19 protein-coding genes and 1 other annotated feature are annotated in these 25,437 nt (G+C 42.2%); of the genes, 17 read left to right on the forward strand and 2 right to left on the reverse strand.

Annotation, left to right across the window (positions count from 1 at the left end; genetic code table 11):
- Nucleotides 1–259: 259 nt before the first annotated feature.
- Together GSF08_RS06735 and GSF08_RS06740 are read left to right on the forward strand one after the other, a co-directional pair.
- Nucleotides 260–892, forward strand: coding sequence for a YczE/YyaS/YitT family protein (locus GSF08_RS06735; RefSeq protein ID WP_160625068.1), 633 nt, complete (start codon nt 260–262; stop codon nt 890–892).
- Between the two features lie 58 nt (nt 893–950).
- Nucleotides 951–1,162: a binding site (T-box leader), on the forward strand.
- 32 nt (nt 1,163–1,194) lie between these two features.
- Nucleotides 1,195–3,807 carry a valine--tRNA ligase gene (locus GSF08_RS06740; protein WP_160625069.1) on the forward strand — a complete coding sequence of 871 codons (2,613 nt, stop codon included), beginning with the start codon at nt 1,195–1,197 and terminating at the stop codon, nt 3,805–3,807.
- Nucleotides 3,808–3,882: 75 nt separating this feature from the next.
- Here GSF08_RS06740 and GSF08_RS06745 read toward each other — a convergent pair whose 3' ends face one another.
- Nucleotides 3,883–4,770 (reverse strand): DegV family protein, encoded by an 888-nt coding sequence (locus GSF08_RS06745; RefSeq protein WP_160625070.1) that lies wholly within the window; start codon nt 4,768–4,770, stop codon nt 3,883–3,885.
- Nucleotides 4,771–4,976: 206 nt separating this feature from the next.
- Nucleotides 4,977–5,915, reverse strand: a complete 939-nt coding sequence (locus tag GSF08_RS06750; protein ID WP_160625071.1) for a magnesium transporter CorA family protein — start codon at nt 5,913–5,915, stop codon at nt 4,977–4,979.
- Nucleotides 5,916–6,218: 303 nt separating this feature from the next.
- Here GSF08_RS06750 and GSF08_RS06755 point away from each other — a divergent pair, with 303 nt between their 5' ends.
- The 15 genes from GSF08_RS06755 (at nt 6,219) to GSF08_RS06825 (ending at nt 25,430) form a co-directional block, all read left to right on the forward strand.
- Nucleotides 6,219–6,647, forward strand: a complete 429-nt coding sequence (locus GSF08_RS06755) for a MarR family winged helix-turn-helix transcriptional regulator (protein ID WP_160625072.1) — start codon at nt 6,219–6,221, stop codon at nt 6,645–6,647.
- Nucleotides 6,648–6,660: 13 nt separating this feature from the next.
- Nucleotides 6,661–8,385 (forward strand): ABC transporter ATP-binding protein, encoded by a 1,725-nt coding sequence (locus tag GSF08_RS06760; RefSeq protein WP_160625073.1) that lies wholly within the window; start codon nt 6,661–6,663, stop codon nt 8,383–8,385.
- Nucleotides 8,385–10,247 (forward strand): ABC transporter ATP-binding protein, encoded by a 1,863-nt coding sequence (locus GSF08_RS06765; RefSeq protein ID WP_160625074.1) that lies wholly within the window; start codon nt 8,385–8,387, stop codon nt 10,245–10,247. The genes GSF08_RS06760 and GSF08_RS06765 overlap by 1 nt, the downstream gene beginning before the upstream one ends.
- Nucleotides 10,248–10,512: 265 nt before the next feature.
- The gene (locus tag GSF08_RS06770) at nt 10,513–11,442 is read left to right on the forward strand and encodes an ATP-binding cassette domain-containing protein (protein ID WP_160625075.1); all 930 of its coding nucleotides are present in this window, start codon (nt 10,513–10,515) and stop codon (nt 11,440–11,442) included.
- The gene (locus GSF08_RS06775; protein ID WP_160625076.1) at nt 11,414–12,286 is read left to right on the forward strand and encodes an ABC transporter permease; all 873 of its coding nucleotides are present in this window, start codon (nt 11,414–11,416) and stop codon (nt 12,284–12,286) included. The genes GSF08_RS06770 and GSF08_RS06775 overlap by 29 nt, the downstream gene beginning before the upstream one ends.
- A 136-nt stretch (nt 12,287–12,422) precedes the next feature.
- A complete protein-coding gene (ppdK, locus tag GSF08_RS06780) occupies nt 12,423–15,056 on the forward strand; it encodes a pyruvate, phosphate dikinase (RefSeq protein WP_160625077.1) in 2,634 nt (877 codons plus the stop codon).
- A 503-nt stretch (nt 15,057–15,559) separates the two neighbouring features.
- Entirely contained in the window at nt 15,560–15,763 is a 204-nt protein-coding gene (locus GSF08_RS06785) for a hypothetical protein (RefSeq protein ID WP_160625078.1), read from the forward strand.
- Nucleotides 15,764–15,781: 18 nt separating this feature from the next.
- Entirely contained in the window at nt 15,782–17,167 is a 1,386-nt protein-coding gene (locus GSF08_RS06790; protein WP_160625079.1) for an ABC transporter permease, read from the forward strand.
- A gap of 3 nt (nt 17,168–17,170) precedes the next feature.
- Nucleotides 17,171–17,836: an ATP-binding cassette domain-containing protein gene (locus GSF08_RS06795; protein WP_160625080.1), complete on the forward strand. Its 666-nt coding sequence runs from the start codon at nt 17,171–17,173 to the stop codon at nt 17,834–17,836.
- A 16-nt stretch (nt 17,837–17,852) separates the two neighbouring features.
- Nucleotides 17,853–19,118 (forward strand): ABC transporter permease, encoded by a 1,266-nt coding sequence (locus tag GSF08_RS06800; RefSeq protein ID WP_160625081.1) that lies wholly within the window; start codon nt 17,853–17,855, stop codon nt 19,116–19,118.
- 94 nt (nt 19,119–19,212) lie between these two features.
- Nucleotides 19,213–19,890, forward strand: a complete 678-nt coding sequence (locus tag GSF08_RS06805) for a response regulator transcription factor (protein WP_160625082.1) — start codon at nt 19,213–19,215, stop codon at nt 19,888–19,890.
- Nucleotides 19,872–20,966, forward strand: coding sequence for a sensor histidine kinase (locus GSF08_RS06810; protein WP_160625083.1), 1,095 nt, complete (start codon nt 19,872–19,874; stop codon nt 20,964–20,966). Before GSF08_RS06805 ends, GSF08_RS06810 begins: the two co-directional genes overlap by 19 nt.
- A gap of 336 nt (nt 20,967–21,302) precedes the next feature.
- Nucleotides 21,303–21,956 carry a hypothetical protein gene (locus GSF08_RS06815; protein WP_249805945.1) on the forward strand — a complete coding sequence of 218 codons (654 nt, stop codon included), beginning with the start codon at nt 21,303–21,305 and terminating at the stop codon, nt 21,954–21,956.
- Between the two features lie 61 nt (nt 21,957–22,017).
- A complete protein-coding gene (locus tag GSF08_RS06820; protein ID WP_160625084.1) occupies nt 22,018–22,386 on the forward strand; it encodes a hypothetical protein in 369 nt (122 codons plus the stop codon).
- Between the two features lie 218 nt (nt 22,387–22,604).
- The gene (locus GSF08_RS06825) at nt 22,605–25,430 is read left to right on the forward strand and encodes an EAL domain-containing protein (protein WP_160625085.1); all 2,826 of its coding nucleotides are present in this window, start codon (nt 22,605–22,607) and stop codon (nt 25,428–25,430) included.
- The last annotated feature ends 7 nt before the right edge of the window (nt 25,431–25,437 follow it).

The raw sequence follows: 25,437 nt of genomic DNA on the forward strand, positions 1-25,437 counted from the left end.
GTTTTTTTCAAAAGAAAGAAATAAATTGTTTTGATCAATTTCATCAGCTGTAGATTTTGTTTTAAAAAGGGGAGGATGCTTGCTTTTAAACAGATGGCAAAGCAGGATCACCATTCTAAGAAGGCAATATAGATACATAGTGGTGTATATGCGAGCGAACTCCATGGTCATGCTCATATGATGCGTAAGGACTGGTTGTCTTATGCGTTTGCCCATGATAGAATGACAGGGATCGGATGATGGAAACGGAGCTAAGAGAATGGGCGATAAGCGAGAAATGAAACAATCGAAGCAGATGATTTCACTGCCAGGGCTTGCGGCAATGCTTTTATCCATGGTGCTTGCAGGCTTTGGTGTCTGCATCTTTGTCGAGTGTAACATCGGTTCTGACACCTTGACCGTATTGTTGGATGGGGTGCGTCAAATATTGCATACATCCTTAGGCAATGGCAGCCGTATTTGTAATATAACAATTTTGATCATTGCCATGTTAGTCAATCGCAAAGCGGTGGGATTAGAAACGATACTCTATGCGTTATTGATCGGCTTTTTCATTGATCTTGCGGGAGCACCAGTAGCTTCCTTATCCTTAGGCAGTCAAAGTCTGTTTATCAAACTGCTGGCAATTGGTATAGCGCAGTTATTCTTTGCCTTTGGTTTTGCGATTATGATTAAGGCAGACAGTGGTATCCATGCGATTGATGCGGCCGTGAATGGGATCGTAGAAAAAAGCAGATTCACGTATCCGTTTGTACGAACCATGGTCGATGTGATTTTTGTGGTTGGCGGGATGATGATGGGGGGCGTAGCTGGTGTGGGTACCATCATTGCTTGTTTAACAACCGGATTATTGATAACCAGTTTTAAAAAACTCTTGAAATGTGCTTCATGAAGATGAAATTTAGGAGCAGCTATTGCATTCCCATAAAATTTTGATTATAATGTTTGACATACATACGATGAACAGAAGGAGTACATACTTACTGCTTACAGAGAGCTTTCGGATGGTGTAAGAAAGCAGCGGGAACTATGGAAGGTAGTCTGGGAGTAGATGCTTTGAACGCTGCAGTAGAGGCATCCGCACAGTACGGCGTTATGTACTTGAGGCATATACATTTGGGATATGCAAAATAAGGTGGTACCACGTGCAAGCGTCCTTTGGAGGGCGCTTTTTTTATGGAAGGAGATAAGCATATGGAAAAAAAGACAATGGCTGGCAAATACGACCATCACCAGGTTGAAAAATCACATTATAAAACATGGGTTGAACAGGGATATTTTACTGCGGGAGATAAAAGTAAGGATCCATTCTGTATTGTAATACCGCCGCCGAATGTCACCGGGAAACTGCATCTTGGTCATGCTTGGGATACGACGCTTCAGGATATCGTTACCCGCTACAAGCGGATGCGCGGTTTTGATGCACTGTGGGTTCCCGGTATGGATCATGCGGGAATCGCCACGCAGGCCAAAGTAGATGAACGTTTGAAGGGAGAGGGAATTTCCCGTTATGATATCGGACGTGAAAAATTTTTGGATCGTGCTTGGGAGTGGAAAGAGGAATACGCACAGACGATCCGAAAGCAGTGGTCAAAGCTGGGATTATCATTAGATTATACGCGGGAACGCTTTACCCTTGATGAAGGGCTTTCTAAGGCGGTCCGCAAGGTATTTGTGGATTTGTATGAGGAGGGACTGATTTATCAGGGAGAACGGATCATCAACTGGGATCCGAAAGCGAAGACCGCGCTGTCCAATATTGAGGTTATTCATAAAGAAATCGAAGGAGCCATGTATACTTTCCGCTATCAGGTTGTGGAAACCGGCGAATATTTTGAAGTAGCAACCACTCGCCCGGAAACAATGTTTGGCGATGTTTGTATTGTTGTGCATCCGGATGATGAGCGCTTGAATCATCTGATCGGCAAGCATGCGATCAATCCGGCAAACGGCGATGAGCTGCCGATTATCGGCGATGATTATATTGAAATCGGTTTTGGAACGGGAGCGATGAAGTGTACGCCGGCTCATGATCCGAATGATTTCCAGATCAGCGAACGCCATGATCTGCCGAAGGTCATCTGCATGAACCCTGACGGTACGATGAATGAGATATGCGGTAAATATCAGGGGATGGATCGCTTTGCATGCCGCAAGGCGTTGGTTGAAGATATCGAGCGTGACGGGAATTTGGTGAATATTGAAAAGCATATTCATCAGGTTGGTCATTCGGAACGGACGGATGTAATTGTTGAACCGTACTTATCCAAGCAGTGGTTTGTAAAAATGAAACCGCTGGCGGCGGAGGTGCTGAAAAATCAAAACATCGAAGATCAGAAAATTCACTTCTACCCGAATCGTTTCGAAAAGACTTTCCAGCAGTGGCTGGAAAATATCGAGGATTGGTGCATTTCCCGTCAGTTGTGGTGGGGACACCGTATCCCTGCCTGGTATCATAAAGATACGCATGAAATCTATGTTGGAATGGATGATCCAAAAGATCCGGAAAATTGGATTCAGGATGAAGATGTGCTGGATACCTGGTTCTCCAGCGCCCTTTGGCCATTTTCAACCTTGGGCTGGCCACAGGATACCGAGGATTTGAAGCGCTATTTCCCCAATGATGTACTAGTGACCGGTTATGATATCATATTTTTCTGGGTTGCGCGGATGGCCTTTCAGACCCGTTACTGCATGCATGATCGTCCGTTCAAGGATGTCTTGATTCACGGCTTGGTTCGTGATGCCCAGGGCCGCAAGATGAGTAAGTCACTAGGAAATGGTATTGATCCGATGGATGTGATTGAGAAATATGGCGTTGATGCATTGCGGTTTTTCTTGACGACCAATTCAACGCCGGGTCAAGATCTTCGTTACATTGAAGAAAAAGTAGAATCAAGCTGGAATTTTATTAATAAAATCTGGAATGCCTCCCGCTTTGTGGAGATGCAGATTGATGATGAAACATCGTTGGAGATCGAGAGTCCGTCAATCATTGACAAATGGATTTTAAATCGGTTTCATGAAGTGCTCAGTAATGTTGAATCCAACATGGAGAAATATGAATATGCACTCGTTGGAAATGAACTGTATAGCTTTATCTGGGATGATTTCTGCAGCTGGTATATCGAGCTTTCAAAGGCCGGTTTACAAAGTGACGATAAAACGATCCGCAAAGCTGCTCAATCGACGCTGCTTGTTGTACTGTCCGGCATTATCAAGATGCTGCATCCGTTTATGCCGTTTGTGACCGAAGAAATTTATCTGTCGCTGCCGCATCACTTGGAAAGCATCAATCTTGAAACATGGCCGAAGGCTGTTGATCAAACAATGGATCAGGATGAGATGGAGAGCGTTAGTCAGCTGATTACGATGATTGAAGCAGTGCGTGCGATCAAAGCTGAATACGGCATGAAGCCAAGTGCTGATGTGTTTATTCTGGTTTATGATGATGCGATGCAGCTGATAAAGGGCACTGATGAATTAAAAGCTATTTTGATGAAGATGTGTCATGCAAGCTGGATGGAGCAGTCAAGCGATGAGGAAATGGTGGTTCGTCCGATTCGCGGCGGTTCTTTACATGTGCCGTTGGCATCAGTCATTAACATTGAGGAAGAAATCACGAAATTAACCAAAGAATTAAATAAATTAAAAGGAGAAATAAAACGCGGTGAGGGAATGCTTGCCAACCCGAATTTTATCCATAAAGCACCGGAAGCAAAGGTGAACGCAGAACGTGAAAAATTGGAAAACTATCGCAAGCAGTATCTAGTTGTCGAAGCAAAATTGAACGAGTATCGCAAATAAGAAAAGCTGTTGTCCAAAGCAAATGGATAACAGCTTTTTTAAGCGATATTGGAGATTCAGGAAAACTTTTGTGTCTTAATCAATGCGAGGATCACCCCAGAAGAACAAGGCTACAGTACCGGGGCCGGTATGGCTTCCGATGGTTGTACCGACATAATTGATGACAACCCTGCCGTTTAGGAAAGGGAACTTAGATTCAATAAGATCCGCAACTTTTTTGGCATCCTCATAACAACCGGAATGTGAAATAAAGCATTTTCCGTCATATTGCAGTCCTTTGTCAGCATGTGCTTCCATCTGGTCGACAATCGCTGAAATAACTTTTTTCTTAGTGCGAATTTTATAGCGGGGCACCAAATGTCCTTCTTTATCCATATTCAGCAGAGGGCAGATTCCAAGCATTGTGCCGACGGCACCAGAGGTTTTTGAAATTCTTCCGCCTTTTACATAAAAGGTGAGATCGGTTGAAAAAAACCAGTGATGAAGCCGCAGCTTGTTTGTTTCTGCCCATTGATAGACATCATCCAATCCCATGCCCTGATCACGCAGATCCGCAAGCTGATCCATCAACAGTCCATAGCCGGAGGAGGCCCCCAGTGAGTCAACAATATAGATTTTACGATTCGGATATTTTTCTTCCAGTTCTGCTTTCGCAAGCATGGCTGAGTTGATAACCCCGGACAGACCACTGGATAGACATACGTGAAGAATATCATTGCCCGCTTCTAAAAACGGGGTAAAATATTCAATAAATTCCGCCATATTCACTTGAGAAGTCTGTGTATCTGCACCCTCGGCCATCCTTTTATAGAAATCATCAAAGGGAATGGATTCTCCCAGATCATCGGCGTATTCAACACCGTTTAAGGAAAAATGAAAACATATATAATGGATATCTCTTTGCTGAAAATGCGCCTTTGACAAATCAGCAGTTGAACAGCAGCTTAAAATAAATTTGCTCATATTCTTGTTCCTTTCTGCACTCGCGAGGCGAGTCAATGTAATAAAAACGAAATCTTCCTTTGATAAAAGTATATCAAATTTGATGCATTATCACAAATTACACGTAAAGCAGAATGAGAAAAGTCAGACAATTTCTGGAATTTGTACAGGATTTTAAAAGGATCAACCGGAAAAAAAATCCTGTCGTTGACAGGATCTGTGCGTGGTTAATGAAACATATCCTTATGCTTAAAAATAATCGTGGCGATCACGCAGGCAATCACCGCGACCAGCGTAGGAAACCACCATACCGGTACCGGCAGTCCCTTTACATTCATACCATAAAAACTGAAAATGATATTGGGGATAGCCATTACTATTGTGATAACCGTCAAAATTTTCATAACGATATTCAAATTGTTAGAAATCACTGAAGCGAAAGCATCCATTGTCCCTGATAAAATATTAGAGTAAATATTACACATTTCGATGGCCTGATGAATTTCAATCAAAACATCTTCCAATAGTTCCTGGTCTTCTTCATATAGCTTGATGAATTTTCCCCGCATGATTTTGTTTAAGGTTACTTCATCCGTTTTCAGGGAGGTTGAAAAATATACAAGTGATTTTTCAATGCCGAGCATCTGGATCAACTCTTTATTCTTCATGGATTGGTGCAGGGTGCGCTCAGTGCGGGAGGAGATGCGATCAATCTGCCGCAGGTAGATAAGGAAACGCTGTGAAATGCGCAGCAGTAATAATAATAAAAACCGTGTTTTCTGGTCGGTGCGGATGCCGCGTACCCGTCCATTGGCCATATCCTCAATATTGAGATTTTCATATAAACTGATCGTAATGACATATCCCTTCATGATGATAACACCCAGCGGCAGGGTTGTGTAAAGCAGCGTGTTTTCGTTTGCATTATCATCTTCCTCGGCACTTGGATAGTCGACGATGACAAGGGTCTGTCCCTCATCGCTGTCGATGTGTGAGCTTTCTTCTTCGTCGAGGGAGGCCTTCACAAATTCCGGAAGGACACCGATGGTATCGGTAAGATATGCGATTTCCTGTTCGGTCGGATGAACCGCATTGATCCAGCAGCCGCTCTGTGCTTCATCAATCTGCACAGTACGGTTGTCAATCGTTTTATAAAAAGTAAGCATACTTTCTCCTTTCCTCAGGAGAACGTGGCTGTTGTCTCCTGAATATCTTGTTTATTTAGCTTTGATAAGGGTTTCCCGGGCTCAGGGGACATAGCCATCACCTACTTTCTTTACCGCTTCACATTATACCATACCTCAAAGCTATTCTTTCACAAATTGATCAAAAAATTACAGTTTAGACGGAAGCGAAAGACAACTGTAAAAAACTGTCAGTTTTAAAAAATCTGAATTGACAAATGACGGCAATCGTAATATAGTTAGCATGCTAATAATTAGCAAGCTAACTATATCGGAGGTGAAGGAATGAAAACGCCTTTTAATTTTGTGATGTTTAAAACGTATCATGCCCAGCGTAATCACATACGTATGAATATGACCGATCATGGACTGTCTCCGGGGCAGCCTAAGATTCTGCGGTATTTGAATACCCATGAAGATTGTATGCTGAAGGATATCGCCGCAAACTGCGATGTTGAGCCGGCTACGGTTTCACGGATTTTGGGCAATCTGGAGGAAACCGGCATGCTGACAAAAACCGTTGGTACTCAGGATAAGCGATCCCTGCGGCTGGCGATAACAAAGAAAGGAAAAGAAGCTCTGGCATGGTGGAATATTCACTGTCAGGAGGTTGACGAGCTTTCTTTGAAGGGTTTTAGTGAAGAAGAACGGTGTGAATTTGAAAAGTATCTGGACCGCATGTATTTTAATTTAAGCGGTCGGCATTTAGAATAGGAGGCTGGTTAATATGCTGAAACGAATGTTTCCGTATATGAAAAAATATCAGAAATATTTACTGTTCAGTTGTATATGTGTCGTAGCTGAAACAATTTTTGAATTGATCATACCGTTGATCATGGCAGATATCATTGATGTAGGGGTTGCAAACCGCGATCAGCACTATATTTTGATCAAAGGGCTGCAAATGATTGTGTGTGCAATTTTATCGCTGATATTGGGAATGATGTATGCACGTTATGCGGCAACGGCAGGTCAGGGATTCGGTGCAGAGCTGCGTAAGGATGAATTTCGTAAGGTACAGAATTTTTCTTTCGCAAATACCGATCATTTTTCAACTTCATCCTTGATTACCCGTTTAACCAGCGATGTCACCATTCTGCAGACGGCCATCAGCAACGGTATCCGTCCGCTGGTACGCTCTCCGGTTATGCTGGTAACCGCCTTGATTTTATCCTTTACTATCAATGCAGAGCTGGCGGTTGTATTCTTGATTGCGATACCGGTGCTGGGGGCTGCTCTGTTTATTATCGTACGCCGCGTCGGTCCGCTTTACCGGAGTATGCAGAAAGCGATTGATTATGTCAACTCGATCATCCAGGAAACGCTGAACGCGATCCGTGTCGTAAAATCGTATGTGCGGGGTGAATATGAAAAAGAAAAGTTTGAAGGTGTGAATGATCAGCTGAAACAGACCTCTGAACGGGCTTTTCGTACTTCGGCACTCAATATGCCGCTGTTTCAGTTGGTAATGTATACAACGATCATCTGTATCATTTGGTTCGGGGGAAATCTGATTTTTGTCGGCACGATGAAGGTCGGTGAACTGACAGGTTTTCTGAGCTATGTCATGCAAATACTGAATTCTTTGATGATGATTTCCAATGTGTTTTTAATGCTGACCCGCTCACTTGCCAGCTGCTCTCGTATTATCGAGGTGCTGGATGAGGTGCCGGACATCGATGATTCAAAATCGCAGGCTTTGGAAGTGACTCAAGGAACGATCGATTTTAAACATGTTTTCTTTAAATATAAAGCGAATGCCGAGGAAGAGGTACTGACTGATATCAATTTGCATATTCCGGGCGGTTCGACGCTGGGCATTCTGGGCGGTACCGGCGCCGCAAAAACAACCCTGGTACAGCTGATTCCCCGATTATACGATGTCAGTGCCGGCGAAGTGCTGATTGACGGTCATAATGTCAAACAGTATCCGATCAAACATCTGCGTGATGCAATCGGCATGGTGCTCCAAAAGAACATCTTGTTCAGTGGCACGATCAAAGAAAATTTGCTGTGGGGTGATGAGCATGCTAGCGATGAGGATATCAAATGGGCATGTAACATAGCTGCTGTGGATGAATTTATAGGCAGCTTTCCTGAGGGCTATGATACTGATCTTGGGCAGGGCGGCGTCAATGTGTCGGGAGGACAGAAACAGCGCTTATGCATCGCGCGAGCCTTATTGAAGCGTCCAAAGGTTTTGATTTTTGATGATTCCACGAGTGCCGTTGATACCGCTACGGAAGCGTCGATTCGTGAAGGACTAGCAGGTCTTAATGATACCACCAAAATCATTATCGCTCAGCGGGTGACTTCCTTGATGCATGCCGATCAAATTGTAATTCTTGACGATGGCAATATCCATGCCATAGGCACTCATGAATCACTGCTTCGTGATGATCCGATCTATCAGGATATTTATTATTCGCAGCAGGAAGGAGCTGGTTTGTAATGGCGGCACGGCAGATTACCGGTAAAAAACCGAAGAATATGAAAAAAACCCTTTCCGCTTTTTTCTCCTATCTGGGCCGGCATAAGATAGCATTATCCTTAGTAGCGGTTATGGTAGTAATCAGTGCCGGAGCGAATCTGTGGGGCACTTACATGCTGAAACCGATTGTAAATCAATATATCATTCCCCATGATGTAACCGGCTTGATCCAAGCGGTTATCTGGATGGCGGTGGTTTATGGTATCGGGGTATTGTGTTCGCTTTTATACAATCAACTGATGGTTCACGTAGCGCAGACGATTACCAAAGAGATACGAAAAGATCTATTCGATCATATGCAGACGCTGCCGATTCGATATTTTGATTCGCACACTCACGGGGATGTGATGAGTCATTTTACCAATGACCTGGATACGATTCAGGACGCTTTAAACAACAGCTTTGCACCGCTGATTCAAAGTACCATAATGATCACCGGTACGATTATCATTATTTTCTCCTTTAACTGGCAGCTTTCCTGTATCGTCATGATCGCATTTCTGGCGATGTACCTGTTTATCCAATACAGCGGAAAAAAGTCTAAATATTATTTTAATCATCAGCAGGCGGCAATGGGCAAGCTGAATGGTTTTATCGAAGAAATGGTGGAGGGTGTCAAGGTTGTAAAAGTATTCAATCATGAATTACAAAATTTTGATGAGTTTGAAGTACGCAATGAACGGCTTCGCATGGCAGCTACTTCGGCCCTTACCTATTCCGGCCGAACAATTCCCGTAGTAGTCAGCATTTCATATTTTAACTATGCGCTTGTCGCTTGTATCGGCGGCTTCTTTGCGATCGGCGGTTTGATTGACTTAGGAAGCTTAGCCAGCTATCTGGTATTTGTCCGTCAGACGGCAATGCCGATCAACTCCTTTACCCAGCAGCTTAATTTTGTTTTGGCGGCGATGGCGGGGGCTGAGCGTATCTTTGAAATGATGGAAGAAATACCGGAAGTGGATGATGGATTGGTCACTTTGACCCGCGTTCATGAACATCCTGATGGTACAATGGAAGCATGTGAGGAATATACGGGCAAATGGGCGTGGAAGCACCCACATCCCGATGGCAGTATCGAACTGGTGCGGCTGTGCGGGGATGTGCGATTTGAAAATGTCAATTTTGGTTATGAAAGCAATCATCCCATTTTAAAGAATATCAATTTATATGCAAAACCAGGTCAAAAGATTGCCTTTGTCGGGGCGACCGGTGCGGGGAAGACAACGATTACCAATTTGATCAATCGTTTCTATGATATAAGCAGCGGAACCATTACCTATGACGGCATAGATGTTAAGCTGATTAAAAAGGATGATCTGCGGCGATCGTTATCCGTAGTGCTTCAGGATACGCATCTGTTTACCGGTACGATTGCCGATAATATTCGCTATGGCAATCTGCATGCCAGTATGGAAGATGTGGTGGAAGCAGCCAAGCTGGCGAACGCCCATTCCTTTATCAAAAGACTACCGGACGGCTATGATACCATGCTGAGCGGAGATGGCGCTAATCTTTCTCAGGGACAGCGGCAGCTTTTGGCTATCGCGAGAGCGGCCATTGCCAAACCGCCGGTTCTGATTCTGGATGAAGCAACCTCATCGGTGGATATCAGAACCGAGAAATTAATTGAAAAGGGTATGGATTCATTAATGGAGAATCGGACGGTATTTGTTATCGCGCATCGCTTGTCCACGGTACGCAATGCCAAAGCAATCATGGTGCTCGATCATGGCAAAATAATCGAACGCGGCGATCATGAGGAACTGCTGAAGCAAAAAGGACGCTACTATCAGCTCTATACCGGTCAATTTGAACTGGATTAAGAATCCGATTCGTTAATATTGGATCGTTTGACAAACATAAACTCGTCAAGCGGTCTTTTTTTATTACAAGGAATCACGAATAAGAGATTTTTGGAATGAAAGCACTATATATTCTTTTGTAGTTTCAATGCCACATTTTTCATATAAATTTCAAGCTTTATTTTATAGCTTTACATCCACGCTTTGATACAACGTATATCGTCTTTTTTTATGTTGGGAAACATATGCTTAGTTAGCAGGACTATGAAAGCATGAGGTGATATCTGTGACTGCCGTTCTCAATATTTTGAATCTACATAAGAATTATGGGAATCAGGAGGTTTTAAAAGGGATTGATGTAACGTTGGAAGCAGGAAAGATGCTGGCATTGTTAGGACCCAACGGAGCAGGGAAATCGACAACGATCGATGTGATCAGCACGTTAAGCAGCTTTTCATCCGGTACGGTTCAGGTATGCGGATTTGAACGCCCTTTTCAGGATGGTGAAATCCGTGTTCGCTTAGGTATTGTTTTTCAAAACAGCGTGCTCGATGAACGGCTCAGCATCAAAGAAAATTTATCGATTCGCTCTTCGCTGTATACATCGGTAAAACGAAAAAGCAAGATTCAAGAATTTGTGAGGCTTTGCGGTTTACAGGAACAGTTGAATCAGCCGGTTGGCACATTGTCTGGCGGTGAACGGCGCAAAGCCGACATTGCCCGAGCGCTGTTAGCATCACCGCAGCTGCTGATACTGGATGAACCGACGACAGGGCTTGATCCGCAGGCTCGCCGTCAGATATGGCAGCTGATCAAGGAGCTTCGGGATAAACAGAATTTGAGTATCCTGCTTACAACGCATTATATTGAGGAAGCAGAGCATGCAGATGATCTGGCAATCATCAGTCAAGGAAAAATTCGCATGCATACCACACCAGAGCACCTTAAGGCAATTTCGAAACGCAATCGACTGTTGCTGTATCCGCATGATACATCCTCTCTGTGCCGAAAACTGAATATTCAGCGTATTTCCTATACGATGGGCAAGGAGCAGCTCATCGTCCCATTACAAAACAGCTTTCAGGCGCTAACCATTATTCAGGCAGTGAGACCCTATTTGATCAATTTTGAAGTTCGGGAAGGAACTTTGGAGGAAGCTTACCTAGATGTGTTAGGAGGTGAAGAATATGCCGTTTCTCACACTGATCAAACGTAATTTACTGCTGTTTTTTAAGGATAAATCTGCGGTTTTCTTTTCGCTGATGGCGGTCTTTGTCGTACTCGGCTTATATATTTGTTTTCTTGGTGATTTGATGATTACCCCGCTTGAGGATTCGCTGGGGAAGGGGGCAAGGGAATTATCGGATAATTGGATCATGGCCGGAACCTTAGGCACGGTTGCTTTAACGACCACGATGAGTGCGCTTGGTCTCATGATCGAGGATCGCAGTAAATCTATCGTACGTGATTTTTATGTGTCAGCCTTGAAGCCGTTACAGATTCAGGCTGCTTATTTGGTTTCTGCTTTCTGTATCACGATGATCATCGGAGCGATTACGCTGTTGCTGGGGCAATTTTATATCGTATATTACGGCGGAGAATGGATTACCGTGAAAGCGCTGTTAAGAGTGCTTGGTGTTTTTGCTTTGGATACGCTGACCTGCGGTGCCTGCTTGGTATTTATCATGTCCTTTTTCCGTTCTGCATCTTCTTTTTCCAATGCGACGACAATTGTCGGCACACTGTCCGGTTTTCTGATGGGCATTTATATCCCGGTGGGGGCGCTTCCGCAAATGCTTCAGACGATTATAAAATGCTTTCCGCCAACCCATGGCGCGGCACTCATGCGGCAGTTCATGATGGATGATACGATAAAACGCGTTTTCAGCGGAGCGCCCCAAGCAGCTATTACCAGCTTTCAAAATCAGTTTGGCCTGCGCTTTTCCTTTTTTGACCGTGCTTATTCAGTATCAGACAGTTTGATAATCCTATTGGCAGCCTTCCTGCTTTTTGTGAGCTTCCTGTTTTTGCGCGCTCGCTGCCGAAAAAATTACCATTAGACAATCCGTTCATGAAACATTGTATATTCTGCACAATTCATTTGTTCCTTGGTAAAAAGCCGTATTTGCGGTTGGAAAATCAAGGATGTTCTTGTATAATAGGTGTAAGCGATTACATGAAAATGGAGGAGTTGCAATGGATAAGAAGTATTTGTATTTATTCTCAGAAGGCAATGGCAAGATGCGTGAATTGCTGGGCGGAAAAGGTGCGAACTTGGCTGAGATGATGAATCTTGGAATGCCGGTTCCATATGGCTTTACGGTTACGACGGAAGCCTGCAACAAGTATTATGACGATGGAGAGCGACTGAGCGATGAAATGGTGGAAGAAATCTTTGTCTACCTGAATAAGCTTGAGGAGCTTTCACAGAAAAAATTTGGGGATCCGAAAAACCCGCTGCTGGTATCAGTGCGCTCCGGTGCACGTGCCTCAATGCCGGGCATGATGGATACCATTTTAAATTTAGGACTGAATGATGAAGTGGTAGAAGGCGTTGCGGCATTAACCAATAATCCGCGTTTCGCTTATGACTCCTACCGCCGTTTTGTACAGATGTTCGCCGATGTCGTAATGGGACTGCCAAAGAGTAAGTTCGAAGAAATCATTGACGAATTCAAGGAAAAGAAACACGTTGAAATGGATACCGAGCTCGATGAGCAGGATATGCGTGAGATGACAGTTGCTTTTAAGAAATTTTATAAAGACTCACTGAAAGAAGATTTCCCGACAGATCCAAAAGAACAGCTGATCCGTGCCGTAGAAGCGGTATTCCGTTCTTGGAATAATCCGCGGGCAGATTACTACCGCAAGATGAACGATATTCCATCCAGCTGGGGAACAGCTGTCAATGTACAGATGATGGTCTTCGGCAATATGGGAAATGACTGTGGTACCGGGGTTGCCTTTACTCGCAATCCGAGTACCGGAGAAAGAAAGCTGTACGGCGAATTTTTGATGAACGCGCAGGGAGAAGATGTCGTAGCCGGCATTCGTACACCGCAGACGATCGATCATCTGAATGAGATTGCGCCGGAAGCATTCAAACAGTTCCAGGATATTTGCGGAAAACTGGAAGCACACTATAAAGATATGCAGGATATGGAATTTACGATTGAAAAAGGTAAGCTGTTCATGCTGCAGACGCGTAACGGTAAACGCACCGCTACGGCAGCGCTGAAGGTTGCCTGTGATCTGGTTGATGAAGGCATGATCTCGAAAGACGATGCATTGATGATGGTTGATCCAAAACAACTGGATTCCTTACTGCATCCGCAGTTTGATCCAAACGCGCTGAAAGCCGCTGAACCGATTGCGAAGGGTCTGCCTGCTTCTCCGGGAGCGGCCTGCGGTAAGATCGTGTTCTCCGCAGAACAGGCGATTGAAGAAGCACAGCTTGGTCATAAAGTAATTTTGGTTCGTCTGGAAACATCTCCGGAAGATATCGAGGGTATGCATGTATCACAGGGTATTCTTACGGTACGAGGCGGTATGACATCTCACGCCGCAGTTGTTGCCCGCGGCATGGGTTCCTGCTGTGTATCCGGCTGCGGTGAAATTCAAATTGATGAAGCTGCCCAGGTGATTACCGTAAAAGGCAAGAAGTATACGGCTGATGACTACCTTTCACTAGATGGTTCTACCGGTAATATTTACGGCTGTAAGATCGAGACCATTCCGGCATCCATTTCCGGTGATTTTGAACGCTTCATGAAATGGGCTGATGAAAAACGCCGCTTGGGTATCCGAACCAATGCCGATACGCCAAAAGACGCGGCTCTGGCTCTGTCGTTCGGTGCGGAAGGTATCGGTTTGGTACGTACTGAGCATATGTTCTTTGAAGGTGATCGAATCAAGGCAATGCGTGAAATGATCGTTTCAAAAACCAGCGATCAGCGTAAAAAAGCACTGTCCAAGATTTTGCCGATGCAGCAGGGTGACTTTGAAGGTATCTATGAAGCAATGCAGGGTCATCCGGTGACCATCCGTTATCTGGATCCGCCGCTGCATGAGTTCCTTCCGACTTCATCTTATGACATTGCCAATCTTGCAAAAGATATGAATATTAACCTGGATGATCTGAAAGCAGTTATCAGTTCACTCCATGAATTCAATCCGATGATGGGTCATCGCGGCTGCCGACTTGCCGTTTCTTATCCGGAAATTGCAGAGATGCAGACAACCGCTGTTATCCAGGCAGCTCTGGCAGTTAATAAAAAACATCCTGAATGGAAGATTGTTCCGGAAATCATGATTCCTTTAGTTGGTGAAAAGAATGAACTGAAATATGTAAAAGACATCGTTGTTCGCGTTGCGGATGAAATCATCGCGAAAGCAGGATCAGATATGAAATACATGGTTGGCACCATGATTGAAATTCCGCGTGCTGCGCTGCTGGCAAATGAAATTGCTGAAGAAGCAGAGTTCTTCTCCTTCGGTACCAATGATCTGACGCAGATGACCTTCGGCTTCTCTCGTGATGACGCTGGTGGTTTTCTCTCACATTACTATGACAAGAAAATTTATGAACAGGATCCATTCGCTCGTGTAGATCAGAAGGGTGTTGGTAAACTGATCGATATGGCGGTAACCTTAGGCCGTAAGCAGCGCCCGGATATCCATCTCGGCGTCTGCGGTGAGCATGGCGGAGAACCAAGTTCTATTGATTTCTTCCATCGTGTTGGTCTGGATTATGTATCCTGCAGTCCATACCGTGTACCGATTGCCCGCTTAGCTGCTGCACAAGCTGCGGTCAAGGAAAGCAGAAAATAGACTATTTCTGAAAAGGTACTAAAAAGTGTAATATAAAAGATTTTTTGGAGGTGTGATGTAAAATCACATCTCTTTTTTTATTTCCGTTTTGAATTTTGCAATTATACATGTAGTTGGTGTGAATAATAAGTATTCAAAGAATAATCAATCGGGTAATAACATGATTCATCATAAAACAATGTTGAATAGTAAAACCTGAAAGGAATACACATTCAAATGAGCAGTGATTAAAAACTGTTCTATAAATAAAAAAGCAGCAGAATATCGCTGCCTGCATGATTGTGTTTCACTGCCTTTTAAGAGATATTGCTGATAAAGTCATATAAAGCATTCTCCATATACATACGGACTTGAGTCAAGAATAGGATTATTATCAACAGAAGCCGGCAAATGTATTAAAGATACGTAAAATTAATAAGCATTCTCCGAGCAAGACATTAACTTTAATTTAACATTGATATGATATGATGAAGCAGCTAATCAAAATGGAAAGGATTGTTGAAATGAAATTATTAAAAGTATGCTTAGCGATTATTTGTATGCTTGGCTTATTAGCAGGATGTAATGATCAATCATCAAGCAATTCATCACAAAAGCTGCCTCCCAACAGTAACTCAGAAAATTCATCAAGCAAAAGCCGCAACAACAGTGAAGAATTAGGGCCAGGGGCAGATGTAGAACAAACGATGCCTGATGTTGTTAAATAGGATGAAAGGAGTATTTATATGTATGTAATAAAGAACGCTATAAAAAATATTGGCAGAAATAAAGGAAGAAATCTCATCATGGGAATGATACTCCTCGTTATGATTTTTACGATCGCCATATCTGTCATCATCAACACATCGGCAAATGCGACCGTTGCCTACTATAAAAAACAATTCGGTGCGGAAGTGATTATGGCTCGAAACAATGAAAAAATGCCCAAGGATTTGAATGATTATAGGGTTCCTTCCTTCAAAGAAATCGGTAAGTATGCTGACTCCAGTTTATTGAAAAGTTCAAAAATTTCTGGTAAGATCGCTGCTTATTTAGTAGGAGTCAACACCTTGGACAGCGATGCAGCCGGTTCAGGAAAAAGCGCGCAATCTGACGGCATGGGCGGAGCTTCAAGCAGTAGTGATAGAGTAAATAGCTTTATTGTCGCAAGCAACCAGCCTGAAATCAATGAAGAATTTTCTAAAGGATTGCGTAGCATAACGGAAGGAAGAATGTTCAAGGAGAAAAATGAGATCATCATATCACAAAAGCTTTCAAAATTTGCGGAATTAAGTATTGGTGATACCATTACAATTCGTGTAACATCTCCTTATAATGCTTCGGACTCAAAAGAAATAACGGCAAAGATCAGTGGAATCTATGCAGATCATGCACCAGAAGATGAAACAGTTGAATTTCAATCAGCGCTCACAAATCGTGGGAATGAAGTCTTTATGAGCATGGAAACTGCCATAGAAAGTGAACTTTTTGATTCTGACATGGCAGTCATTTCCGCTTCTTTTAAATTGAAAGATCCAAATGATCTAGCGAAACTGCAAACAGAATTTCATAAGAAAGGATTGCCTGAATACTTTGAATTGATTGCCGACACTACTACGTATCAAAAAATGGTAGGGCCTTTAGAAGGATTGAGCAGCATTACCCAAACCTTTACAGCTGCGCTGCTTGTTTTTGGTTCTATCGTCCTGATCATTCTTTCTAATATAGCAATCCGTGAAAGAAAGTATGAAATTGGTGTATTGCGGGCGATCGGAATGAAAAAAAGCAGAGTATCCTACGGATTGCTGAGTGAGATGCTTGTCATTACTGCAATCGCTTTGGGAATTGGATTATGCGGGGCAAGTTTAAGCAGTAGGCCAATTGCCAATGCAGTGCTTTCCTCACAGGTAGAAGAGGCAAAGGGTAATGGCAATCAAGCAATCGGTTCCCAATATGTATCGGGCACAACTACGGTCACCGTTCCTATCGATGAAATCAACACCGATCTGAGCAGTGAAGCGGTTATACAAATTGTTTTGTTCTCTGGCATTTTGGCATTCGTGTCCAGTGCGGCAGGTGTCCTGTATATTACAAGATTTGAACCAATGAAAATATTATCAGAAAGGAACTAAATTATGAGCATCTTAAGATTGGCAAATGTAAGCTATATTTATGACGGCAGTAAAAAAAGAGTATTAAAGGATATCAACGTAGAGTTTGAATGCGGTATCTTATATGGCATCATCGGAAAATCCGGTGCGGGAAAGAGTACGTTATTATCGCTGCTATCCGGACTGGATAAATGCAAGGAAGGAGCAATCATCTATAACGAAAAAAATATGAATGAGATTGATCGTGACGAATATCGCGCAAAAGGAATCGGTGTTATATTTCAGGGATATAACTTATTGACCAATGCAACCGTTTTAGATAACATCCTTTTATCGATTGATATCAGCGGAAAGAAAATCCCCAATAAGAAAGAATATGCACTGGAATTACTCGAAAAGGTCGGTATTGATAAAGAAAAGGCAATGCGCAAGGTTTTAAAATTGTCGGGTGGAGAACAACAGCGGGTAGGAATTGCCAGAGCATTATCGCATGATCCCAAAGTGATTATTGCAGATGAGCCCACAGGAAATTTGGATTCTGATACCGAAGCAAATATTATGGGAATATTAGAAAGGCTAGCACATGAAGAGGATAAGTGTGTCATTATCGTTACTCATTCAAAAGGAGCCGCAAGCTATGTTGATGAGCTATATGCATTAACTGCGGGAACATTAACCTTTGTAAGATAAAAAGAAAGGAGCAGCTATGTACGTCATTAAGAATGCGTTCAAAAATCTAATTAGAAATAAAAATAGAAATATGCTTCTTGGGATCATTATCCTTTCTATTATCTTTACAATCGCAGCTTCAATGATCATCAATAAAACTTCCGAGCAGGCCATACGCTATTATAAAGCAAAGTTTGGTGCAGAAGTGACCATGACAAATGTGTCGGGTAATAAAGAAAATCAAGTACCCTTGAGTGCAGAAAAGCTGTTATCCTTTTCTGATTCCAAGTATATTCAATCAAAGATTTATACGGCGCAGATCGCTGTGATTCCTAAAGACTTGAAAGTATTAAGCGATTCTGGTCATCAAGCAGAAGGAAGTATGGCTGCGAAGGCTTATGTCAAAGGCAGCAACGATCCGTCAGTTAATGACGCTTTTGCAAAAGGATTGAAAAAAATCACAGCGGGAGCAATGTATCAAAATAAGAATGAATGTATCATCAGTAATGAATTCGCCATGCTAAATGGGTTAAAGCCGCGGGATACGATCACCGTCATCAGCAGCATCAAGGATCAGCCAATGCCGATCACACTTAGGATCACAGGTATCTATGAAGATAAATCAATCAATCAGGAAAACGAGGTTTCCAGTTCTCTATTTCAGCCATTGAATGATATTTATACCGGTTTCAATACCGTGGCCGATTCTGAGATCTTTCAGACATACGGCACTTTGGATGTCAAAATGGCATTGAAGGATCCGAATCTGCTCGAAAAGTTTAAAGCAGAGCTGCGAACAAAGGGATTGCCTGAATATTACAGTGTCTCAGTAGATGAAGATACATATCAGAACATGGCAGCACCGATTGAGAAAATTGCCGGCATCTCCAATAAGGTTATGCTTGGTGTCTTCGGATGCGGCGGCTTGATTTTATTGCTGTTATCGCTCATGACAGTTCGAGAACGTAAATATGAAATCGGTGTATTGCGTGCCATGGGAATGAAAAAAAGCAAGGCTGCACTCGGATTATTGACGGAAAGCATTGCCATTGTAGGACTTTGTCTGGTCATGGGGCTCGGGATCGCAAAAACAGCACAGACACAGCTTTCCAAAGCTGTTATCTCCGCGCATATAACAGAGAAAACAGCGCAGAAACAAATCATCAGGGAAGTACAGCTTGGATTCAATGATTTCACGATGATAACACTGGCATCGCTGGGGCTTGTCCTGCTTTCGAGTATCAGCGGGGTTTTATTTGTAACTCGATATGAGCCGTCTAAGATTTTATCAGAACGTAACTAAAATTTATAAAATTGAATAAATTATGTTAATCTATAGTGGCAAAGACAGCTTGAGAGTGCTGTTTTCTGTAAGGAAGATAATGAGGTGATACATCATGAAGGTTCTATTGATTGAAGACAACGAAGACCTGGCAGCATCTTTGAAAAGGGGATTGGAGGAACGAGGCTATCAGATAGATGTGACATATGATGGTAATGACGGGGAGGAAAAAGCGTTTATAAGCGCTTACGATTGTATCCTGCTGGACTTGAATCTGCCGGGAAAGGATGGTTTGGATATCTTATCCTTCCTTAGAAACAATGAGATAGATACTCCGATCTTGATTATCAGTGCGAGAGATCAGGTAGAAGATAAAGTAGCAGGACTCAGTATTGGTGCCGATGATTATTTGGCAAAGCCCTTTCAAATGAGTGAATTGCACGCGAGGATACAAACCTTGATCCGTCGGTTTCACGGGCGAAGCCAACCGGTTATTCAAATCGGTGATTTGATTATTGATCCTATGAATCGATCGGTCAGCATGGATGATAAGATTGTTAATTTATCTGTAAAAGAATTCGATATTCTGGAGTATGTCGCTCAAAAATACCCAAGAACTGTCAGCACAGAAGAAATCGTAGAACATGTATATGATGAATTAGATCCACAATCATCGGTTTTGCGAGTCCATATGATCAAGCTAAGAAAGAAATTAAAGGAAGCTACGGAGCGTGATGTTTTAAAGACAAGAAGAGGAATCGGTTACTATATTTCATGCGGCAAAAACGTATAAAACAAACCGCAGCGATCATCCTATACGCGGCTTCCTTATTTATCCTTTTTATGATAGGAAATATTCATTATCAGAATCAATCCATGCAGATTATGAGGAATCAGTTTGATTTACAGGAAACAGCTAAGGATACAATTCTTAACTGGACAGCAAAAGACAAAACGACAGAAATACAGTTTGATCATGTCTATCAGGGTTATCAGTCAAATTTCTCTTACTTTCAAACATCCTTTTATGCAATGCTTTTGCTTCAGGGCTTGATCGCTACTTTTATTCTTTGGTTTTATTTACACGCATTACATAAAAAAGCGATGAAAGAAATTATCATGGATCTGAATTCCCTTGATGATCTGCTGACGATACCGGATAGTGATCTGAAAAAGGTCTATCAAAGACTGCAAGAGCGATTTGAAAATCATATAAATGATTATAAGCGATTGAATGCTTATTTATCACATGAGCAAAAAAATGCAATAGCAACCTTGCGTACACGCTTGGAGGTTGATCATCAAACACAATATCTGGCGTCATTAGATCATGTAACCGACTGCATCAATGATGTTTTAACTTTGGGTGAACATTATGATGAAGAAACAAATGTTATCGATGCCGCATTGATTTGTGCGGAAGCCTTTGATTATTATAAGGCAAACTATGCGCAACTGTCTTTTAAGTTGGCCGAGGACGATCCAACCGAGATTTTAGGAAAGAAACGATGGATTCAAAGAGCAATCCACAATTTAATTGATAATGCGATCAAATATGGTGAAGGAAAACCGATCGAAGTAAGTGTTAAGAATGAAAGAGATAGTGTTATCATCATGGTAGAGGATCACGGCATAGGAATACCGGATTCAAAGAAGGAGCAAATTTTTGATCTGAATTATCGGATCAGAGAACTGAAGTCAGACGGATATGGCATCGGGTTGAGCTTAGTAAACCATGTTTGTGATCTATGTCATGGTTATGCATATGTAGAAAGCGAGGCTGGTAAAGGAACGAGGTTTTATTTAAGCTTCCCTGCGTATAAACGTGATAGCTTGGTTTCAAATCATGAAGCATGCGGTAGATTCTAATGTACTTATATTTCTAAAATATATGGGTGAATGATACAGTACTTGAAAATGAGTGATGCCTCTTTGTTCACTCATTTTTTATAACATTCGTAATATTCATTCTCATCGTGTTTGCCGCAGCGAAAGCTTTTTTGATCGGCTGGTATGATGTGAATCGGGTTTGATGAATCGTAATATAAAGTGCATTATGGAACGGACAGTGAAGAATTTATTCTTATGAATTAAAGGAAGAATGGAGAAAATAGTTGTCGATTAATAAGAACAATTCAGTATAATAAAAGCAGTATTGATTAAAAAGGCTAAACAAGGCGATTATATAATCCGGAGGATAACAAAATGAAACAGACTGATCAAATAACGTATCAAGAGTTAGAAAGCGCATTTCAGCGTCCGGAATTTTCGGTGAATACTTTTATCCCACTGGTAATTGCATCGAACGAGGTTCGAAATAAGCTGATCCAAAACCTCATCCAGGAAACACATATCAATGTATATTATCGCAGCTATTATTTGATTGATGCAGTAAGCAGAATCGATCCGCAGCTGTTTTATGAATATTGGGATCAGCTTATTAAACTGAGTACACATAAAAATTCTTATCATCGAAGTATCTATCACTGGATTTTAGCCAATCTGATATCAGTGGATCATGAGCGAAAATTTGATGCGGTCAAGGATATGTACTTTGCCCAGATTCGCGACCAAAAAATGCTGACTGGGTTGGAAGCGGTGAAGGATATCATAAGGATCAGTGCGTATCGTCCAGACTTAGAGGAAGAAATCATCCAGCTGTTTCTCAATGAAGCAATGCTTCAGGTGTATACCGATAAACAGATTGACCGTTTTCATTATTTTTTTCTAACCTATTTCGATACTATATTGGATAAGTATAGAGATGAAAGATTATTGGATTTTGTAAGAAACTGCTGTTTTGCTAAAAACGCAAATACTGCCAAGAAGGCAAAACAGATCATGAAAAAACAAATATAAAAAAATAAAATAAATAGATATATGTCGTGGAACATACCAAAAGAAGGAAAGAAGGTGTACCATGGAGAATAATATTAAAAAAGAGCAGATGACAGCATGTGCGTATATTGAGGCAATCATTGAAAGCTGTCAACGTATGCAGGATAAATTTCAACCTGGAACATCACAGCATACACTGTTGGTGAATCGTATCCGGGCATTATCGTTGGCTGAGAAGCTAATGAGGACGGAGTCCATAGCATGTACGCAGGAAGCGCTGATTCAGGCCCTTGTTCCAATCCGTTCCATTATTCATAAAAGTGAAAAAGCATTAATGCATGGAAAAGCGGGCAGTGCCTCGGCACAACGACTGCATCGGATCGTCCATACAATGCAATTATCAGAAATGCTGATTAAAAAGAAGCTTCGGGAATTTGATCCAGCCATGTAATAAAATATGTCGGCAACAGCTGGATCGCACGAGCCTTGATACATATAACATCAATAAAGTATTTTTTTCAATGACGAGATAATTCTATCGCTTTATCATAATAATCGTTTTATTTAAGGGGAAGCTATTCATTCATATGAATTCTGTGCTATGATAATAAAAAGATATATCATTATTATAATTTTCAGCACCAACGGGCTGGCTGGAGGAGCAATCATATGGACAGCGTAAAAGATCGTTTTAAGAATATCAATGAAGGAATTTATGTAGTCGATAAAAATTTTGAAATGGTATATATGGATGAGAACTTAGCATCAGTTTATCAAGATGCTGATCCGAGTCCGTTTTGCTATAAGGTTTTAAGAAATCGCAGCACCCCTTGTCCGAATTGTCCGCTGGGGCGTTTTAAGCAAAAGAAGAGTACGGTATTGAATGAGATCATATATAATGATTTGCTGGATTGCTGGATGTATTGTACGATGATGCGTATGAATTGGCCGGCTAAGGGAGAATGTACTGTTGTCACGACGGAGCGAATCATAGACGGTGATCATAATTTATTCATGAATTTTAATCATACGATCAAGTATGAGGAATTGATTGAAATAAATCTCAGCGATCATACATATAAACTGCTTTTTGATCAGACAAAGCATTTTCCAGCTAAGCAATGCGGTGATTTTCATGAGCTTTTAACTGAAACCAGCTTGCGTTTTTTGCATTATGAAGACCGGAAGAATTTCCACGAATTTTTTGACCCGCTGACATTACGGCAACGAGTTGAAAAGCTTGGTCATATCGTTGATGATTTTCGTATCCTGCAGGATGGAGAATATCATTGGATCTCTTTTTATGTGAATTCGGTAAAGAAGGGGCGCAAGGATGAATGCTATTTGTGTTTTACGGTGAATGCCGATCGAAAATATGGAACAGTGCAGAAACAGTATGAGGAATCGCTTTTGCAGCAGCGAGATGTGTTGACCGGTCTTCAATCGGCAGCCGCGTTTCAAAAGAATGTGGAAAATCGCTTAAAGGATTCGCAGGAAGCATATGGCTTGGTTATGATCGATATTGAGCATTTTAAACTGTTCAATGATTGGTATGGTACAAAGCAGGGTGATAAGCTGCTTGTGTATATCGGGGAAAAGGTTGAAGAGAAATGCCGTGCGTATCATGGTATAGCAAGTCGCTATGGCGGTGATGAGTTTGTGATGCTGCTGCCGCGCTGCGCATGTGAGGAAGCAGAAATTGAAAAAGAAATCATTGATTGGATGCAGAACTATCAAAAGGATATCAAATTTATGCCGACGGCAGGCATCTATTTAATTGATGAAGATATTTCGGCTACATTGATGTGTGATCGTGCTGCTATGGCTTTGCATAGTGTCAAGGGCAATTACTCAAAGCGGGCTGCTTTATATCGCCCTTCCATGAAACAGAAGCTTGAAAATGAACAGGAAGTACTGTCAGGGGTGAAATCCGGACTCAGTGGTTCGGAATTTGAAGTATATTATCAGCCCCAGTGCAGTGCCCGTACCCACCGAATAATCGGTGCAGAGGCGCTGGTCCGCTGGAATCATCCGCGGAAAGGGATGGTGGCTCCGAATGAATTCATTCCGCTTTTGGAAGCAAGCGGTTTCGTTTCGAAACTGGATTATTATGTCTGGGAATCCGTGTGCAGCTTTCTGCAGCGGCGTAAAAAGGCAGGGAAGCAAATTGTACCGGTATCGGTGAATGTATCTCGAATTGATATTTATCAGTATCCAATAGCTGATGTATTTGCTTCGCTTTGCCGTAAATATGATCTTGAACCGGCTTTTTTGGAAATTGAAATCACTGAAAGTGCTTATACCGAGAACTTTGATCAGCTGATTCAGACAGTTTCTCAGCTGCGGGCGAATGGATTTACTGTTTTGATGGACGATTTTGGCAGCGGCTACTCCTCTTTGAATATGCTGAAGGATATCGAAGTTGATGTACTGAAGCTGGATATGAAATTTCTTGATTTGAACGAAAATAGTTTGCTGAAGGGCTCCAGTATATTGGAGTCGATGATTCAAATGGGAAAATGGCTGGGACTGCGATTGATTGCTGAAGGTGTGGAAACGGCCGAGCAGCTTGATAAGCTTTTGAATCTGGATTGTGAATATATGCAGGGGTATTATTTTTATCGTCCGATGCCCCAGTCAGACTTTGAATCTCTGCTGAATCAGGAGAACCTAATCGATGTGCGCGGAATTCGCGCCAAACGGCTTCCAACCATCAATTTGGAGGATCTTTTTCACAAGGATATCACCAGTGAAGCGATGCTGAATAATATTTTGGGCGGAATCGCTCTCTATGAGCTAAAGGGTGAAGATCAATTTACAATCAAAATGGTTAATGATAAATATTATCGGATGACCGGATGTAATGCCGTGGATTTGATGGAGCGAAGTGAACATATCATCAATCAGGTTCACAAGGACGATCTTGCAATCTTTAAAAAGATTTTTGCGGATGCGGAAACATCCAGCATTCGGGGAGCTGAAGGTATATTCCGCCGCTATCGTCTGAACGGTGAGATTATGTGGATGAAGCTGCATGCCTTTTTTCTAAGGAAACAGGGTGATACTAAAATATTTTATGGTTCTGTTACAGATTGCAGTGAAAAAATGCGGCTGGAAAAAGAATTTCAGATGGTACTGGATGCGATCCCCGGAAATATTGTCGAATATCGGGTTAAGGATGGAAAAACAATCAGCCGGGTCATTTGTTCTGGTTTGTCTAATCGCTTCGGTTATTCCAAAGCAGAATTTGAGGAGCTGCTGGTGAATCACTGCGGTTTTGTATATGTTCATGAGGATGATGTGGATTCAGTGAAACAAGCGATTGGCAATCCTGCCCAATGGGGTGATTATGTCAGCTGTATGTATCGAGGCATCACCAAGGACGGGAATTATATATGGTTGGAACAGCGAATAACATTGGTCGGCAGGGAAGAGGGAGAATCGGTTTATAATTCTCTGTGCACGGAAATTACCAGAGAGGTACATAGTTTATAAGTGCACA

The organism is Copranaerobaculum intestinale (assembly GCF_009831105.1).
Lineage (GTDB): Bacteria > Bacillota_I > Bacilli_A > Erysipelotrichales > Erysipelotrichaceae > Copranaerobaculum > Copranaerobaculum intestinale.

Excerpts from the sequence above, each read along its gene's own strand:
- GSF08_RS06735 (WP_160625068.1), top strand. The coding sequence starts at position 260 with ATGGGCGATAAGCGAGAAATGAAACAATCGAAGCAGATGATTTCACTG.
- GSF08_RS06740 (WP_160625069.1), top strand. The coding sequence starts at position 1,195 with ATGGAAAAAAAGACAATGGCTGGCAAATACGACCATCACCAGGTTGAA.
- GSF08_RS06745 (WP_160625070.1), bottom strand. The coding sequence starts at position 4,770 with ATGAGCAAATTTATTTTAAGCTGCTGTTCAACTGCTGATTTGTCAAAG.
- GSF08_RS06750 (WP_160625071.1), bottom strand. The coding sequence starts at position 5,915 with ATGCTTACTTTTTATAAAACGATTGACAACCGTACTGTGCAGATTGAT.
- GSF08_RS06755 (WP_160625072.1), top strand. The coding sequence starts at position 6,219 with ATGAAAACGCCTTTTAATTTTGTGATGTTTAAAACGTATCATGCCCAG.
- GSF08_RS06760 (WP_160625073.1), top strand. The coding sequence starts at position 6,661 with ATGCTGAAACGAATGTTTCCGTATATGAAAAAATATCAGAAATATTTA.
- GSF08_RS06765 (WP_160625074.1), top strand. The coding sequence starts at position 8,385 with ATGGCGGCACGGCAGATTACCGGTAAAAAACCGAAGAATATGAAAAAA.
- GSF08_RS06775 (WP_160625076.1), top strand. The coding sequence starts at position 11,414 with ATGCCGTTTCTCACACTGATCAAACGTAATTTACTGCTGTTTTTTAAG.
- ppdK (WP_160625077.1), top strand. The coding sequence starts at position 12,423 with ATGGATAAGAAGTATTTGTATTTATTCTCAGAAGGCAATGGCAAGATG.
- GSF08_RS06785 (WP_160625078.1), top strand. The coding sequence starts at position 15,560 with ATGAAATTATTAAAAGTATGCTTAGCGATTATTTGTATGCTTGGCTTA.
- GSF08_RS06790 (WP_160625079.1), top strand. The coding sequence starts at position 15,782 with ATGTATGTAATAAAGAACGCTATAAAAAATATTGGCAGAAATAAAGGA.
- GSF08_RS06795 (WP_160625080.1), top strand. The coding sequence starts at position 17,171 with ATGAGCATCTTAAGATTGGCAAATGTAAGCTATATTTATGACGGCAGT.
- GSF08_RS06800 (WP_160625081.1), top strand. The coding sequence starts at position 17,853 with ATGTACGTCATTAAGAATGCGTTCAAAAATCTAATTAGAAATAAAAAT.
- GSF08_RS06805 (WP_160625082.1), top strand. The coding sequence starts at position 19,213 with ATGAAGGTTCTATTGATTGAAGACAACGAAGACCTGGCAGCATCTTTG.
- GSF08_RS06810 (WP_160625083.1), top strand. The coding sequence starts at position 19,872 with ATGCGGCAAAAACGTATAAAACAAACCGCAGCGATCATCCTATACGCG.
- GSF08_RS06815 (WP_249805945.1), top strand. The coding sequence starts at position 21,303 with ATGAAACAGACTGATCAAATAACGTATCAAGAGTTAGAAAGCGCATTT.
- GSF08_RS06820 (WP_160625084.1), top strand. The coding sequence starts at position 22,018 with ATGGAGAATAATATTAAAAAAGAGCAGATGACAGCATGTGCGTATATT.
- GSF08_RS06825 (WP_160625085.1), top strand. The coding sequence starts at position 22,605 with ATGGACAGCGTAAAAGATCGTTTTAAGAATATCAATGAAGGAATTTAT.